Origin of the sequence: Anaeromicropila herbilytica (assembly GCF_016591975.1) — a bacterium.
Taxonomy (GTDB): domain Bacteria; phylum Bacillota; class Clostridia; order Lachnospirales; family Lachnospiraceae; genus Anaeromicropila; species Anaeromicropila herbilytica.
In genome coordinates this window covers 588,356-606,622 of record NZ_AP024169.1, presented here as the reverse complement: position 1 = coordinate 606,622, position 18,267 = coordinate 588,356, and the positions used below count along the sequence as shown (strand labels likewise).

Below are 18,267 nucleotides of genomic sequence, written 5' to 3'. Positions count from 1 at the left end.
TTCTTCTTTCTCCTTCTATAAAATAATTTTTTCTTTCCTAATTCGTCCTTCTGTATTCGTTTTCTACTTCAACTACTCTTTTGGCACCATCAGGACGACTAAATCGTTTCAAAAATTTCCATGCAGCACGACTTTCCTCATACACTGCCCCGTGAGGCATATTTTTCATTTTTGTAAAACATACCCGATTTTTTCCTTCTGTATTATGATATAAAAATGTTTGAAAACGTTCACCTTCTGAGTACCCATTTTCTATCGTATAATAATTACTTGCATTTCGTATCTCATCTGATATAAATCTCACATGATTATTAGAGGTATCCTCTCTAATTGCGCAATTATTTATTTTAAGCATATTTTCTAGTAGATTGTTTAGATCATCCCATTCAACTTTTTCATCACTATCACCAGCACATATAAAACATGGTAGCTCATAGCCTTTTGATATTATTTCTTTATACTCGTCACGAAAAGGTGCATTCCATGGTGAGATTGCAGCAAATAATTCTGGATAATGATTTCCTACCTGCCTTGTAATCATTCCACCATTCGAAAATCCAGTAAGGTACACTCTTGATCTATCAATTCCATATGCCTCATATAATTGTTCAATAATATGTGAAAAGACTTCCCTATCCCGTTCAAACAGCCATATGTTCTGTGGTGAATCAGGTAATACAAGGATAAATTCTTTCGTTTCATCACAAAGCTTGTCCCAACCATTTTTTGTGGAGAACATCCAAGCTGGCTCCCCTCTTCCGTGAGCACTGAACACTACAGGAAGTCCTGCGGCATTCTTTTTATCCGTTCCTTCTGGAAGATAAGTGAAATAAGTATACTTTATGTCATTTACTGTGACAGAATTCTGTTCATAACGGCTCGAATTATAGAAATCAGTTTTGCTAAGGTATGGTTTTAAAGTGCCATCCGGAGCATTTTTCCAACGGATAAAGTTGTTGAAGAATTGAATCATAATTGTCGGTGCAAGTACAGGCGTAGCAGTAAAGCTTCCAACAGAAACTCTAATTTGAGCAGCTTCTTCCTCCCTGTTCTTATAAATCCTAGTACTAACCCCCTCGTACTCAACTAGTTCTACATCCTCAGTTATATGATTACTATGCATAAAATAGGCAAGTGCCTCTTTCATATCTAATTCATTGTTACCTAACATCCACAAACATACTGGAATGTCATGATTTCTCACATTATAGTCAGAACTTATATTTCTAACTAGCCAATGATCTGATGGGTCTGATTGACTTTTATAATTGTTAGGAACACCATTGATCAGAGCAATTCCAGCAAAGCGATTTGGACTTGTTACCGTAACATTCCCTGCAAAAATAGCCCCCTCTACATATCCAACTAAATAAATCAGAGTCTCCCAACACCAGATAAAACCATCTCTTCCTGGTATACTGTCACCATTTTTTGACGGGAACTTTTGTCTAGTTTCATCATATATTTCTGCAATCAGGGAAGGGCTTTGTGATACCCACCCATTTTCTGCAATTGGCATCACAAGAACTGCTCCATCCTCTTCTGCCAACAGAAGCCATCCTGATTCCTTTGCAAATCTTTCAACAGTCTCATAAGAATGTACATCTTTATCAGGTGCACAGACATAGATCGTCTTTGCTGGAGTGTAGGTATTCGCCTTTGTTGATATATAGTAAAACAAATCATATTTATTGGTAATTGTTTTCTCTATTTGTTTTACTTCCTTCATGATTTATCCCTCCTTAAAACCACATATTGATATAATTACGATAAACAGCGGTGTTACACCAGGTCAATGTAATAAATCACACATTTTAAGATATTTTTTTTGTGTATTTTGCTGCTATTATTTTTCAAAATTTTAATTTTAATCTTATTTATATTTTAAAATGAAATATAATTTCATAATAAAACAACCAAGTCGGTGTAATACCGAATTGGTTGTTTTACTCATGATAAGTAATGCTTGAGGCGTTAGTGCCTCCAATATAATCTTTTTTATTTTTGTCGTCTTTTTCCCAAATTGAATAGAGCTTAAAGCACAGTTTGATTATTTTTGAAATTACTACAGATTATCGTTATAAATCACAGTGCTTAAATGTACATTTTTGAAACAATTTATAAAATTCGTCTGAGGATTTTAATGAGTTCATATAACAAAATAATACTTTCTAATAATAAAAATTGCTATTTTTCTCTAATTGTTCAAATATGATACACTTTGATGCTCTTTGTTTATTTACAATCAATTTTATTAATGCTACCATTAGCTTATGGCAAAATACGACTTTTTCTTATAAGAAATACAATAAAGTGAGAAAAAGTCAACTCCTAAGCAAGCAAAAAAGACACTCAAACGAAAAAGGAGGGCATTATTTTATGTTCAAACTAAGCATCAAAGTTAAGACTATGTTAGTTATCATAGGGAGCTTACTGGTAAGCACTTTAATTCTTTCAACGGTTCTTAAATCAAGCACGGTAGCCGCAGTACTTCTATTTATCGTGTTAGCTATTGTCATATGGGGTATATTATCCTATCTTTTCAATCCGTTAACCACTATAATTACTGCTATGTCAAGATTTTGCACCGGTGATTTCACGGTTCATATTGATGTTAAAAGAAAGGATGAATTCGGAAAACTATCAGATACCATAAATAATTCCAGCGATTACCTACAGAACATGCTTATTGATATTTACAATGACCTAGAAAATATGACCAATTGTTCCAGTAAATTAGCGAATGATTCTTACGAAGGAAATAAAAGCCTCGAAATAATATCATTGACTACTGGCGAAATAGCAGACGATTCAGAGGAAATTGGACACATGATTCAGGATGCTGCTATTCGTGCTGACAAGGTGAGTGTACTTTCACAGACCACAGATTCCAAAATGGGAGTATTACTCGCCAATTCCGAATCAATCAATGAAGCTGCCAATACTGGAAAAGAAGTAATTCTTGGAACAAGCGCAGGGATCAGTCAGCTAGTTACAACGGCTAATGAAAACGTTACGCTTACTAGAGAACTTGAATCAAAATCAGAGAAGATTAGGGAAATACTTGAAATGATTGAAGAAATTGCAGGTCAAACGAACCTATTGGCATTAAATGCTGCAATTGAAGCTGCCCGTGCTGGTGAACAGGGAAGAGGCTTTTCGGTAGTTGCAGATGAAATCCGCAAATTAGCAGAACAGTCTCAAAATGCAGCCAAACAAATTTCAGCAATTGTTCATGAAATGGTATTTGAGATTAAAAATGTTGTTCAGGTATTTATAGATACCTCCAATTCCATTGGTGACACTGAAGAAAATATTCATCGTGCCAATACAAGCTTTAGCCATATCACAGATCAGGTTAAAACTAGCGGTGAGAGTGTACAGGAGGTGTTTCAATTAACTGACGAAGCCTCCTCTGATGCTACTTCCTTGCTAAGTGCAGTCCAAGGGATAGCCTCTCTGATAAATAGATCCGTTGCTGCTACACAGACTGTTGCTGCTAGTACCATAAAAGTAAACCAATTAATTGACGAAATAACCAGAGATGCCAAGGATATGACTAAATTTTCTGGTACTTTGCAGGATCATGTCATGAGGAAGTTTCGCTTTAATAATAAGAAAACCTTACGTGCTGCACTTGTACTTTCCGATAAATCAGCTGCGTATAGCGGCTTAAAGAACTTGGGTGAATTATTATCTGACAAAACTGGTGGTAACCTTGAACTTAAGATTTTTCACAGTGAGCAACTAGGAAATGCATCACAAATCTTTGATAAATTAAAAAATAATGATTTAGATATCATTTTTATAGGTACACATCAGGTTGCTTCAACAGTAAAAGAGCTTACACTTCTAGACTTACCTTTTTTGTTCCAGGATGAAAAAGCAGCAGACAATATCCTACATGGCTCTATCGGCCGCAGATTGCTAGACTTGTTAGATGAACATGGTTTTCATGGACTTTCTTTCGCTGAGGAGGGATTTCGTGATATAACCAATTCCAAATATGAAGTTAGAAAAATGGAGGATTTAAAGAATTTAAAAATTCGTGTAGCAAATCAGGATATGCATATTAAAACGATAAAAATCTTAGGTGGGGATCCTGTTCCAGTTAAATATGACGAAGTATATAACGTGTTACGTGAGAAAAGTGTGGATGGTCAGGATATGCCTTTAGTAACAGCCTTTAATAACTATCTCTTTGATGTGCAGACATTCTTAACACTTACCCATCATTCCTACGCTTCTTCTGTCATACTTTGTTCGGAGGGCTTATGGTATGCTCTTGATTCAAAAGAAAAACAACAATTTGAAGCAGCTGCAAAAGAAAGTGCTCGTTATATAGCTGAACTGACGAGAAACAAAACAAGACAGTTGCAAGAAAGTCTATCAGGAAAAGGTCTACATATTACAACTCTTTCCGATGATGAACGAAAAAAAATGCGTGCTTCGGTACAGCCGTTATATGAACAGTTTAGGATTGAGGACGGTACTCATAAACTATTGGATGAAATCGAAAAGCAGAATGCCAGAGTATAGCCATGACCTGTTTGGGAAGTAGTCTAGGCAATTTGCACAAAACAGAAAAACTTATGCTTCATTGAGTATGTATAAGAAGTTCTAGTTCTCAGATCATTTGTAGGGCAACTCATTCATATAAAATGATCTCCAAAACAAAAGCAACTCAAAGCATAGATTATATCCTATAACTCTATACTTTGAGTTCTCTTATTAATTATTACTCACTTTGAGCAATGCTCGTACACATCTGACGTAGTTAATTAAATCCTACTACCTTTTGCGATATCTTATACAATCCAATGGTTACTTTTCTTCCTGGTCGTCCTGGAAGATTCAGCACCACTCCTGCAATATGATAACGAAGTAAGTTATACGTATATACATCTGTCTCTTTGATATAGTTCCAGAGTTCTTTTTTCTTTCGAAGATTTTCTTTTGTCCCCGATTTTACTAATAATACATTTGTTACGGTAGTAACGATCTCAAGGTAATGGAACATGTATTTTTTCAATGTTTCATTTTCTACTTTTTCTAACGAAATACCAGCAACCATCAGTCGATTCACTTTAATTTGTTGATCAATCCGTTTTATCATAACCTCTTCGTTCACTGATTGGTCTTCTCTACCAATATAATAACGATAAAAATCAACATCCACATAATACATTGTCTTTACATAAATAAGTGGCAAGTAGACAAATAAATTATCCACATAGAAGGTATGTTTTGGGAGTCTTAATCCACATTCTCTTAAAAGTCTTGTTCTATATATAACAGAATGCATTAATAGGTAATGACCTCTTGGTAATCTGCCTACTTCATTCCAGGTAAATACCCTTCCTTCTGGGAAGATTCCACGGAAATTCATTACTTTTTTATGACGAACAGCTTCATTTTCATAAACGAAGTTACTGATAACCATATCAGTAACTTCGCCCTTTTCTCCTTGTTGCCTTAGAGTATCTAATATTTTTATGTACGCCCCTTGATCTACCCAATCGTCACTGTCAACAACCTTAAAATACATACCTCTTGCATTCAATATTCCAGTATTAACAGCTTCTCCATGTCCACCATTTTCTTGATGAATCACATGTACAATATCAGGATACTTGCATGCATATTTCTCTGCAATCTGTGCTGTACAATCCGTAGACCCATCATTAATAATGAGTATTTCTACTTCATCTCCTCCTGCTAGTAGGGACTGAATACACTTATCAAGATAAGCCTGAGAATTATAGCATGGAACTGCAATTGATAACAGCTTCATTTCTATTTCTCCTTAAATATAATTTTTAATACAGGGTAGAATACCCAGAATGAAATAATACAGTTAATAAGCATTGTTACAACATCAGCAATTGTCATTCCAAGGGATTTTCCAAAGCTACTCATTAAGTAATCATAGATTGGCGTCTTATATAACCCTTGAAGTGCAGCTGCACCGATGGAGATGATAACCCATGATATAAAATACCAGAACGCTGCTTTTGAAATGCTTGTTTCTGATTTAAAAGTTACCTTTCTTTGTAAAAAGAAATTAATAATCTGGGCAATTAATAAAGCGATTTCCACTGCAAGGAAGTAGGCTAATCCACCGCCTCCACCATTTCCAATTGCCCCTTTGGCATAATCAAAAATATAATAGATACTACCATCCAGATTATGTCCTATTGGTAAAATCTGAAAATTCGTGCTTACTAATGATGTATATCCAAAGATATATTTAATAAGTGGCATTAAAACCATCTGTAATACTGTAACACCATTACTAATTACAAAAAAGACGATGAACTGAACCATGTTTGGATGGTTTTCCTTAAATTGATTCCACTTTCCAACCAACTTGTTGGATGAATTTGTTGTTTCTGTACCCACGGTTGCCTCCTTACTTAGCACTCTTTTGTGCTTTACGGTTTTTAAAGTATGCTTTTACTAATTTTCTAAAGCCACGGAAGAAATGTCCATTTACCATTTCAACTAAACAATTTGCCATTTCCATAGTAATGGCACCATTGGTCATTTTCGCAATTCCTCGAAATGGCATGTTATAGATAAATAATACATTAAGATTTGGCTTACCTTTTGCCTCACTGCGATTCTTAATTCTTGTTAATATTTTATAAACGAGCCTTGCCAAAGCACTTTTTGCATAATACATTTGGCACAATGCATCATTGACGTTTAATAGACCACGTTCATCCCAACGTCCATCTGGTATTGTATGTCCAAGTAATGCTTCAAATTCTTTGTCATCAACATCTTTAATCTGTCCACTATAATAACTTTTCATTTCTGCTTTATTATATGGTAATGTTGCATTGGTTCCAGCGACTTTCATTGACGCAGATAAACGAATATCCATACTAGAAGCTCCAATTAAGATTTCATATTCGCCTTGTTCTACTTCCCAGCTCTTTGTCATAACATTATAATAGCGGAATGCCTTATCATCTAGTTCAATACGAACTTGTTTTGATTCTCCAGCTTTTAAGAATACTTTTGTGAATCCTTTCAGTTCCTTTTTCGGCCTGAACACTCCTTGGCATTTTGCACTTACATACATCTGTGCTACTTCTGCCCCATCCACTTTTCCAGTATTCGTAATGGTAAATGTAGCTTCTTTATCGTTTACACTGATTTCGGAATATTCAAAAGAAGTGTAACTTAGTCCATATCCGAATGGGAATTGTACTGCCTGATTAACCGTATCATAGTAGCGATATCCAATATATAAGCTTTCTCTATACTCTGAGTTATACTCTTTTCCTGGAAAATAGTTGTATGTTGGAGAATCCTCAAGCTTTAGTGGATATGTTTCAGCTAATTTACCACTAGGACATGCTTCACCTGATATTACTTTTAATATAGCACCAGCTCCAGCCTGACCGGATAAATATCCATGTACAATCGCCTTACAATGATTTACCCAAGGCATTTCGATTGATGATCCTGCGGATATAACTGCAACAATGTTCTTATTTACCTTCGCTAATGCGGATAATAATGTGATTTGATTTTCTGGTATTTTCATACTTGTACGGTCAAGACCTTCTGATTCACTGATTTCATCTAGACCTATATAATATAGAACCACATCTGCTTTTTTAGCTAATTCGATAGCTGCATTTTGTGCAGCGTGGTCAACGTCACTATTACGATGGTAGCCTGTTGCAAAACCTACCATATTAAATCCGCTCTCTTTGATTACATCTAATGTACTATCAAGTCTTGTACAATTTACTATAGAAGAACCTGCTCCTTGATATCTTGGTGTCTCGGCAAAATCTCCGATTACTGCTACGTTAGCACCTTTTCTTAGAGGCAATATCTCATCTTCATTTTTCAATAGTACAATACTCTCTAAAGCAACCTTTTGTGCTATCTTATGATGTTCTAGTACATCCAAAGTAGTTTTCTTTGATTGCTCCTTATTCGTATGTAATTCATAGATTACTTCTAATAATTTACCAACTCTCTTATCTAATAACTCTTCACTTAGTCTTCCAGATTTAACAGCCTCCACTAGTTCTCTGTCACTGTCTCCTCCAGTTGTTGGCATCTCTAAGTGATTACCATTCCTTACTGATTCTACATGATCATTAGAACCACCCCAGTCTGTTACTACAAAGCCATCGAATCCCCATTCATCCACAAGAATGTTTTGAAGAAGTTGTTCATGTTCACTAGCATATACACCATTGATACGGTTGTAAGCGGACATAATGCTTTTAGGTTTTGCTTCCTTTACGACAATTTCAAATGCGGTGAGATATATTTCTCGTAACGTTCTCTCATCTACAATCGAGTCATTTGCCATACGGCGAAGTTCCTGGCTATTTACAGCAAAATGCTTTGGACAAGCGGATACTCCTTGACTTTGGATTCCTTTTACATATCCTGCTGCCATTTTACCTGCAAGGTAAGGATCTTCACTGAAATATTCAAAGTTTCGACCGCAAAGCGGGCTACGCTTCATATTTAAGCCTGGTCCTAACAATACATCAACATCCTGTACGAATGCTTCTTCTCCAATACTGGCCCCTACTAGTTCGCCAAGTTCTGTATCCCAACTGTTTGCAACTGTTGCTGCTGTTGGAAAACAAGTTGCTTTCACACTTTCATTTAGTCCTAAATGGTCACCTTCACCAAGTTGTTTTCTTACTCCATGTGGTCCATCTGATAAGAAAATACTTGCTAAACCTAATCGTTCTATATTCTTAGTCTGCCAAATATCTTTACCTGACAGCAAGGATGCTTTTTCTTCTAGTGTCATCTTACTTACTAATTCTTTATAATTTATCATACAATTCCATGCCTTTCTCTATATCCTTGTACAAAACTTTTTCACACAGTTATCATAGCATGAAATCCTCTTCAATTATTTTTCTTTGCACAAACCGTTCAATTCATTTCACAAATTGAGAAAACGGAATACTGTATAAGGCAGCATTCCGTTTTCTGTTCATCCTATTCCACTTTTGGAGAAGGAATCATTACATTTAATTCAAACCAATTTCCTTTTTGGTTAATTGTTATCCAACCACCATATTTCTCTGCTGTATATCGAATGCTTTTAATTCCATAGCCATGATATGACGTTTGCGCTTTTGTTGTGGTGGGCAAATTATTTTCAAATTTAAGTTTCCCTTCAAAATAATTTTCAAAGCGAAGTACGATAAAGCCTTTTTTAGATAAAACTGCAACATGAATGAGTCTTTTCTTTTTCTCTTCTATTTGTATTTCACATTCAATTGCATTATCTAGGGCATTACCAAGTATTGTACAGATGTCCATTACATGCATAAAATTAAGCAGTTTTCCATCAACTACACAAGTTAATTCGATATCATATTTTTGACAGGTCATACTTTTTCCTGTAAGTACTGTATCAACTACTGTATTACCGGTTTTATTCTGTGCTTCATATGTCTTGATCTCGCTTTCCATCTCATCAAGAAATGCAAGACGTTTGCCAGAATCCTCTTCTGCACGAAGGACTGCAATCTGATGTTTTAAATCATGGTATTTACGGTTAATGATATCAATACTTTCACTTGATTTACGGTATTGCATATACTGACTCTGCAAAATGTTCTGCATGGCATCTATCTCGTATTTGGCCTGTATTTCTCTTCTTAGGATGTGATAAACAAATAAAATCGCCAAACCGCTCAAATCAACTAAAGTTCTGATATTAAATACTTCCTTGGTAATCGGACTGCTAAATGGTGTATTGGAATAAATAAAACTAAGGTTACTTACAAAAAATACACTTACGCCAATTGCAATAACAGATAGGAGTTCTTTTGTCAAAACTCTTTCCTGATGGAGTTTTAGCATTTGTTTCTTCTCTAATAGAAATAATCCAAAATAAATGGCTCCATATACAGTTATTAAAACAAATAATTCCAACAACAAGCTTGTATTACCTGTTGTACACACCGTGTAATAATAAAGTTGCCATTCAAGTGAGGCTGCAAATTCAGCTATTATAAATGTCATCACACAATAGTATCCTGCATTGATCCATGTTACCTCACAACAATAATGAATATAGAGAAGCATCATACCAATTGCAACCGTCATCCCTAATATCCAAAATGTATTTGGTAATGTCCCTGCCACCAACTGCACTCCACACTGAATTAGAAGAGCCGATATGATGGTGGTTATCAAAGTAACACCACGAAAGCGTTTCTTTAGCATTAATATATAAATGGTACATGCTGCCCATTCCGCAATGGCGGTGTAAAGTCTTGGGATTTCTGTAAGTACAACGTCATTCATTGTAGTGCTCCTCCCAAATAATTCGTAAGTGCCTCCATAAATTCTTTTTTTCTACCTCGGCTAATTACAATCTGTTCTTTATTGACAGATACAATACCGTCTTGAACACCGTCTACATGTGCTAGATTTAGTAGACTCCCCTTATTACACCGATAAAAATCCATATCTTTTAACTTTTCTTCAATCTCTTTCATGGTTCCAAAAATAACATGTTCTTCTTCTTTGGTATGAAAAATAAGTCGGTGCCCCTGACTTTCAATATAATAAATATCTGAAATATAAAGTTTTACCGTTCCTCCCTTTACTCCAATGGCAAGGTACTTCTTTTCTTTTTTATCCATTCGATTCACAACCTTATCAATTCTTTGTGAAAAAGCAAAATAGGATACTGGCTTTAGTACATAGTCCGTTGCATTCACTGTGTAACCCTTGATAGCGTACTGTGCCATATTTGTAATAAATATAATAACTACTTCTGGATCTACTTTTCTTATATGCTCGGCTGCTGTCATTCCATCCATAAATTTCATTTCTATATCTAAAAGGATAATATCGTATTCTGCTTTGTAGTTTTCAACAATTTCATCTCCATCAGAAAAGGTTACAATGTTCATTACTTCATTTCGTTCTTTCTGGTATTGAATTAAAAAGTTCTTTAATTGCTCCACACTTGAAGCTTCATCATCCACAATAGCGACTCGAATCATTTCTACAACCTCCAACTTTTTGTACTATTATACCTTATATTTCTCCACATTACCATAATAGCTAAAGCAGGATGTATTTACACCCTGCCTCAACTATTTTATATTATTAAATCATTGTAATTCCTATTATTCTAATGTTATAGAATCTTTTCTTTTTCTGTAGTTTAATACTACTAATACTTCTAAACCAAGTAAAATTACTACTAATGCTACATCTGCTCCAACTGCTACCTTCATCCAAGGTTGTAGATGTAGTCCTGGTTTATAATTATCATAAGCTTTACTATTTACTACAGTATAAAGGATATTATGGCTTGATTTTCTCATTGCAGTAACTGCTGTTGCACTCTTAGTATCATCAAGAGTTGCTCCAGTTTCTCCTGTTGTAGAAAGCATTAAGTCATTTCCAGCACGAATTGCCTTATCAGCATCCATGTAGCCATATCCACCGAAGTAATCTGTGATTACAAAACCATGGAATCCCCATTCATCTCGTAATACATTTGTTAATAATTCAGCACATCCACCTGCCCATTGGTTACCAATGTAGTTAAAGGATGACATTACTGCGCTAGCATTACCATCTTTTACTGCCATTTCAAAAGGTTTTAAGTAAATCTGACGAATTGCTTGTTCTGAGGACCATGTACATAGCATACCTAAACGATTTGTTTCTTGATCATTTAATGCGAAATGCTTGATGTAAGCATATAATCCCTTACTTGCAGCTCCACTAACTTCATTTGCTGCCATAACTCCTGATAGAACACCATCTTCTGAATAATATTCAAAATTACGTCCTGCAAAAGCATTTCTATGGATATTCATAGCAGGTCCATACCAACCAGATACCTCGATACCTTTGGATTCTTCACCCATATCAATTCCACGTTGTTTTGCAAGATCAGAATTCCATGTTGCTGCAATCATAATTGCTCCTGGGAACGCGGTACCTTTGATTGCTGTATTAAAGAAGCTACTAAATCCTGCTGGACCGTCTGCATCTACTGTTGCAATCTTACCAATGGAAGATATTTCACTTGTCTGGTATCCACCTAAAGCAATTAAGGAAGTCATATCTTTCACACTTAATTCATCTAATAACTTATCCCATTGTGGATCATCATAATCTAAACCTTTTAATTTATATAATTTAAGATTATTCTTTGCATCTGTAACAGGCATTTTATCTTGATCATTCTTTTGAATCTTATAAGTTTCAGCATTTGTTAAATTTGCTTTGTTTGCATCACTAATTGAGAAATTAGTTGGTGCAGCTGTTGCTTCTTTGTAATTTTTAAAATTATTTGCTCTGCTTAAGTAAGTAACATCACCTTTTGCAAACTCAAATTCATTTTTTGCTACTTCTTTATCATTAGAACGTTTATTGCTTTCATTGTAAACTTGCTTTTTGTCAACTGTATATGTTTTCTCATCAATTACAGTATGTGAATCAGACATAATCTTAATTCCATAGTTACCTGCATCTAACACATAAGAACCTTCTCCATTCGTGTCATATGATGCCATATCTTCTTCATTAAACGCAATATTAATTGTTTGACTTTCTCCAGGTTGTAATTCATTTGTTTTTGCAAACTTCACTAAATCAACAGCTGATTTCTCAATTCCACCTTCTGTATATGGAGCTGTATAGTAAGCTTCCACTACATCCTTACCAGCTTTATCACCTTTATTGGTTACTGTAACATCAAAGCTAATATTTCCTTTATCATCTGTAGTCAATTCACTCATCTTCTGTTCAAAAGAAGTATAACTTAATCCATAACCAAATGGATATTGGACTGCTTTTCTATAACCAGCTTCATTATTTAAATAATAAGTTTCATAGAATCGATATCCAACATAAATACCTTCTACATAATTAACGAAATTATATCCTTTTGCATTATCATATGCAAATGCACCAGTGTTATTATAAGAAGGTGTACTTTGTAAATCATATGCATATGTATCTACTAATTTACCAGATGGATTTGTTTGTCCACTTAAGATTTTACCAAGTGCATTAAATCCTGTCTGTCCTGGTCCTGCCATCCATAAAACACTCTTAATGGAATCGTATTTATCAACCCAGCCAAGTTCCATTGGGTTTGCTGCATTTATAACAACGCAAACATTATCAAAGTTTTTCGTTACTAGATCTACCATATCTTTTTCTGTTTTTGATAATTCTAAATAAGTCTGTCCAGGTTCAAAATCACCTTTATTTCCTTTGTATGTAACTTTAGACATGTCTTTAGGAAGATCTGCACCTTCTCCACCAACACGTGTAATTACAATTACTGCATCGTCCGAAAAATCTTTTGCATTTTTGATTAAAGTATCTGAGTAACTATCAGCTGTTGGCTCTTTTAAAGTCCAATCTTGTTTCATCATTGATACTTCTGGACGTGTACTGCAATACTTTGTATAAAAATCTGATAATTCTGAATTTAATTCATATCCAGCATTTGTTAATCCCTGTAATAAAGTAACACAATTTGATGGATCAACTGATCCTGAACCTGTACCACCATAACATGGATTTGTTGATGCCCATCCAAATACATTTAACTTTTTCACATCTTTATTTAATGGAAGCATTCCATCTTTATTTTTTAATAATACTGTACCCTCATCTGCAATCTGTTCTGTTAAGTTCTTTGATGCAGTAGCAGCCTTTTCACTAACACCTTCAACTTTTGTAAATTTAAGATTTAAAATACTTACCATTGGTCCAAAGCAAACAACATTAACTGTCATGATAAAAGCTAATACTAATACTAATATACTTTGCCATTTCACCATGAAAAGTGTTTTTGCACTTTTGCCTCTTAAGATAATTCTTAAGACTATTAGAGCAATTAATAGAACAGCAAATGGTATAAAATATGGTAATATTTTATTGATTGTTGCATAAACATCAGCCATATTAAGTACTCCATCTTGGCTTAGTTTATATAATCCCCCAGCGATTGCTCCAACTATTACCACTATCACCCCAATAGCAATTAATAGTTTTTTAATAAATTTATTCTTTTCCATAGCCTTTCCTCCTGTTTGTTATATACACACTTTAACATATAATTTAATAAACAAATTATATATTTCATAAACTGCGTCTTTTTTTACACAAATTGAAGTCTTATCTTCGTAACCCCTATAGTTGGAATAAAAAAATCAATTAACTATTTAAATTTTTCTTGAAAGTTTCTTAAATGAAGCCACATATAAAACCATTCCTACAAGAGTAAATAGCAACCTACTCATTATAAAATCCAAAGATAACCTAAAAACTGGTTCACCGAGATGATCTACGGGTAGCACTGTAGGCATATAAGCTACATACCCTTTGGCAAAAATATCAAGAAAAGGTGTACTATTAAAACTTACCAACGATAAAACCAAAACAACTGGAATCCAAGCATAAAGCAAAGTTTGACTTTTGCTTCCTAAAAACATACTCGTTCCAAAAACAAACACAAAAGTAGGAAGCAAGATGATTAATATTGGTAACAAAAAGTTTTGAAAACTTGAAAAAGAAAAAGTTGTCTTGTAAAATACCAAACTTATCAAAATGCAACATATCGCAACAATTATGTAAGAAAGGATCAGAGCTAAACATTTAGTAGCCAAATACTTTTTTGTTGGTAAAGCCGTACATGAAGTAATTTCTTTTACTCTTTGTTCGTTTCTAGAAAAAAGACCGGTGCATGAAAGCATTAGAATCAATAACATAATCGCATTTATATCACATAAAAACTTGCAATAACTCCACTGCGAAAAAGGTGACGTACCAGAAACACCTTGTATTATTTCTGTATAGAGGTTAATTACTGAATAGAAAATTTCAATAATAAAAGTTATCACAAATATTTTTGAAAAAATTATTCTTTTCAATTCGTATTTAAGAATTTTACTTTCCATTGATGGCTACCTCCTTTGCGACTCCAGTAATATTTAAAAATTCGGAGAATGATAATTTTTTATCCCTTTTATCGTAATACTTATTGTAGATAACTTTCATTGCATTAAAATAATTATCTTCACCAATATGATGATAAACATTGTAAACGGTAATTGGTCCCAAGGCATAAAGTTTACTACCTCTTAAAAATAATGAGACACTGTACTTTGGAATCATTGATAATTTCTTCATGTATTGAGGATTTCTTCGATAAAAGTTACGATTCAAATCTTTTGTTCCTTCTTTCCATTGATTTAGTAATAAATTATCTGCATACGCTTTTCCAAATTTGTTTTTCAAGAATAAATAAGTACTAAAATCCGCAAACGCTTCATTTGTCCATTCATCGTGATTTTTGTCAATAGGATTATTACTGCTTCCGTTCGTTACATCGATTCCACCACCCCACCATTGATGCGCAATTTCATGCGTTAACAAAGCAAACGTGTCAGAAGAAGAGGCTTGTGATGAATCTCCATAAGATTTTTTCATTAATGAATCTTCAGCAATATAAGAAATATTTCCTTCTTGATAGCCAACTCCGCCATGTACTCCTGATGTTACGACTATTTTAAGATTACCAGTGCCTAGAGGTCCGAATTTATCCGAAAAGAACGTGAATATATCGAGTGTGTCATTTCCCCTGGATTCAAATTCTTTGCTCGCAGCGAGTGGATAGAAGAACTCTACATAGGTGCCACTTACATTTCTTTCAAATATTCCATAACGTCCGGCTGTCAAAGATAATTCACTTGGTTTATCATAAGAAAAACTCCAAGTAGTAACACCATCCTGTTCGGAAATTTTACGATTTTTATTTCCTTGCATTATGACAGTTAATGCCGCGTCTATTTTTATTGTCCCTTTCATAATCTTATCCTTTTGTTTTACATAAACAGCAGGAGCAATGTCATAAGGTTTATCTAAATTTACATAATCTTTATTAATTCCTATTGAAAAATCATTCACTGCACTTAAGGCTTTTGGTGTACCCGAATACCTTATATCCAGTTTCGCTTTCGTGTTTTTGGGAATCCTTATTTCATAAACGTTGCTAATTTTTGCACTATTCATAATCTTTGGTGAAACCTGTATGTAGTTTATAGGATCGTTGTCAAACTTAATCTCATTTATATGGTAGCCATCTGCTAAATTAAAATATATGTTCTGAGGCTTATCTGCGCTGTTTTGTAGTTCTTGACGATAAACACCCGTAGCATAATGTTTATCTTCTTCTATCTTAAGATCGACTAACATATTTGAAGTTCCTATGACATTAGAATTTACAGGCGTTTCGCTTTTACCACTTATCATCATAGAAGCAGTATCCAAAATCGAAAATGATTTGAAAATTGGTTCATTATGATAAACAAAAAATACTGAAAAAAAAGAAAACATAAAGCAAATCGGTAAAAATTTATATTTTTTACAGTTTTTAATAAGAGATTTAAAAAATCCTTTTTCATAACATCGATCGCACAACATTCCAAATAAGAATATAGACATAGCTACCGTTAAGCCAAACAGCCTATTCCACAGTAATCCAGGAACAATATTTCCATTTCCGAAATTTTCAGAAAATCCACTAGCACCTGTTTGAACCCACATATATTGATAATTCATAGTTCCCGCTAAAAAACTAAAAAGCAGTGCGAAAAACATAATAATGCAGGTTATATTAACATTACGAAATAAAAGATAAAATCCGGCTGTCATAAGAATTGTAAGAACAATCGAACCATAAATTATGAAGAAGTAACTAATCAGGAAATAATTATAACCTACTAAACTACCTATGTTAATAAAATAGTGAGGGGTCATAATTATCATCGAACCGACTGTTGATATAAGACCGGCGCACAGTAACCCCGCGATTTTTGTTAAATTTATCTTTATAGAACTTGATATGGGTTCGATTATATAATTGACTCTAAACCGAAGTATTTTGTCAAATTCAAAAACGGTTAGTGCAATAAATGCAAGAGTAGAAAGTACTGCTCCTATTTTTGCCGGTAAAAGTATTGTTTGAGATAACCGCGTTGAGCTATGTATTCCAAGTATCATAGTGCTAATATCTTCACTAAGGTAAGGCGAGATTAGAACACCAATCAAAGGGAACAATAATGCCAACAAGATTATTATCCTAGTAAATCTAGACTTAAGAATTCGCTTTGTTTCATAGGTAAAAAATGCATTCCTCATTAATGGACACCCCCATTATGTATGACATAGGTGTACGCATCTTCGAGAGTAGGCTCTATCAATGGAATAGAGCTTTCTATTTCTTTGCCAATAACACGACAAGAGATGCCATTCCCGGTAAACAATTTGGATGTGATTATGTACTTTCCTCCAATTCTTTTTTCTATAGCTAAGTTATCTTTCTCCTCAATAAAACCAACATGTCCGTGTACAGTTTTTATTAAATCTGGCGAAGTTCCATCGTATAAAATCGTACCATTATTGATAATTATAATTCTATTGCAAATAGCTTGTATATCATCAATGATGTGAGTGGAAAGTAACACGATTTTGTCATTTGCAGTCTGTGAAAATATATTTCTAAACTTAATTCTCTCTTCTGGGTCCAGTCCAACAGTAGGTTCATCTAAAATGATAAGCTCAGGATTTCCAAGTAATACTTGTGCAATACCAACACGCTGCCTCTGACCACCTGAAAGAGTTTTAATCTTAAAATTTCTTTTCTCTTGTAAATTAGTCTGTTCAATCGCTTGTCCGATCATATCCTTCACGTTGCCTTTTATTTCTTTTAATGCACACATGTAATCCAAAAACTCATAAACTGTTAATTCGTCATATAAACCAAAGCTTTGCGGTAAATACCCCAACTGACTTCTGAGTTCTTTTTCGTATTTTGGGATTGGAGTACCATCAACTATTATTTCCCCTTCTGTCGGTATTATCTTAGATACCAATAGTTTCATAAAGGTACTTTTTCCAGCACCATTTGGTCCTAAAAGTCCTATAAAATTTGGACTATTCACTTCTAAATTCATGTTGCTTAATGCTGTTTTTCCTGTTTTATATGTCATACTCACGTTTTTAATATTGATTTTCATAAATGCTGATACACTCCTTTTTTGTATATTTTTATTACTGTAAACTTAGAAACTTTATTATGTTGTTCTCCTTTCTTATGTACACATTCTGCGCATCTTAGGTTTTACACCAAGGATTACGTAGGCACAAACTTTTGAGGTTGAAAATTTATTTTTCTCAAACTTTACCTAAATAATAGAACTTTTAACTTACACC

The 18,267-nt window shown here is 34.1% G+C and carries 11 protein-coding genes; 1 reads left to right on the top strand and 10 read right to left on the bottom strand.

The features are described 5' to 3' along the window. Positions 1-37 precede the first annotated feature (37 nt). Positions 38-1,729, bottom strand: coding sequence for a hypothetical protein (locus bsdtb5_RS02565; RefSeq protein WP_271714489.1), 1,692 nt, complete (start codon positions 1,727-1,729; stop codon positions 38-40). A gap of 650 nt (positions 1,730-2,379) precedes the next feature. Here bsdtb5_RS02565 and bsdtb5_RS02560 point away from each other — a divergent pair. After that, a complete protein-coding gene (locus tag bsdtb5_RS02560; RefSeq protein ID WP_271714488.1) occupies positions 2,380-4,539 on the top strand; it encodes a DctP family TRAP transporter solute-binding subunit in 2,160 nt (719 codons plus the stop codon). A 238-nt stretch (positions 4,540-4,777) separates the two neighbouring features. Here bsdtb5_RS02560 and bsdtb5_RS02555 read toward each other — a convergent pair whose 3' ends face one another. From bsdtb5_RS02555 to bsdtb5_RS02515, 9 genes are all read right to left on the bottom strand, one after another. Further along, positions 4,778-5,794 (bottom strand): glycosyltransferase family 2 protein, encoded by a 1,017-nt coding sequence (locus bsdtb5_RS02555; RefSeq protein ID WP_271714487.1) that lies wholly within the window; start codon positions 5,792-5,794, stop codon positions 4,778-4,780. Positions 5,795-5,796: 2 nt separating this feature from the next. Further along, positions 5,797-6,402 carry a hypothetical protein gene (locus bsdtb5_RS02550; RefSeq protein WP_330611910.1) on the bottom strand — a complete coding sequence of 202 codons (606 nt, stop codon included), beginning with the start codon at positions 6,400-6,402 and terminating at the stop codon, positions 5,797-5,799. Positions 6,403-6,412: 10 nt separating this feature from the next. Further along, positions 6,413-8,830: a glycoside hydrolase family 3 C-terminal domain-containing protein gene (locus tag bsdtb5_RS02545; RefSeq protein WP_271714486.1), complete on the bottom strand. Its 2,418-nt coding sequence runs from the start codon at positions 8,828-8,830 to the stop codon at positions 6,413-6,415. A 164-nt stretch (positions 8,831-8,994) separates the two neighbouring features. Further along, on the bottom strand, positions 8,995-10,314 hold the full coding sequence (locus bsdtb5_RS02540; RefSeq protein ID WP_271714485.1) for an ATP-binding protein: 1,320 nt from the start codon (positions 10,312-10,314) through the stop codon (positions 8,995-8,997). Beyond that, complete coding sequence (locus tag bsdtb5_RS02535; RefSeq protein ID WP_271714484.1) at positions 10,311-11,021, bottom strand: LytR/AlgR family response regulator transcription factor; 711 nt, start codon at positions 11,019-11,021, stop codon at positions 10,311-10,313. The genes bsdtb5_RS02540 and bsdtb5_RS02535 overlap by 4 nt, the downstream gene beginning before the upstream one ends. Positions 11,022-11,147: 126 nt before the next feature. Continuing rightward, positions 11,148-14,069, bottom strand: coding sequence for a glycoside hydrolase family 3 protein (locus bsdtb5_RS02530; protein WP_271714483.1), 2,922 nt, complete (start codon positions 14,067-14,069; stop codon positions 11,148-11,150). 147 nt (positions 14,070-14,216) lie between these two features. After that, complete coding sequence (locus tag bsdtb5_RS02525) at positions 14,217-14,951, bottom strand: hypothetical protein (RefSeq protein WP_271714482.1); 735 nt, start codon at positions 14,949-14,951, stop codon at positions 14,217-14,219. Beyond that, complete coding sequence (locus tag bsdtb5_RS02520) at positions 14,941-17,193, bottom strand: gluzincin family metallopeptidase (RefSeq protein ID WP_271714481.1); 2,253 nt, start codon at positions 17,191-17,193, stop codon at positions 14,941-14,943. The genes bsdtb5_RS02525 and bsdtb5_RS02520 overlap by 11 nt, the downstream gene beginning before the upstream one ends. Next, positions 17,193-18,071, bottom strand: a complete 879-nt coding sequence (locus bsdtb5_RS02515; protein ID WP_271714480.1) for an ATP-binding cassette domain-containing protein — start codon at positions 18,069-18,071, stop codon at positions 17,193-17,195. Before bsdtb5_RS02515 ends, bsdtb5_RS02520 begins: the two co-directional genes overlap by 1 nt. Positions 18,072-18,267: the final 196 nt, after the last annotated feature.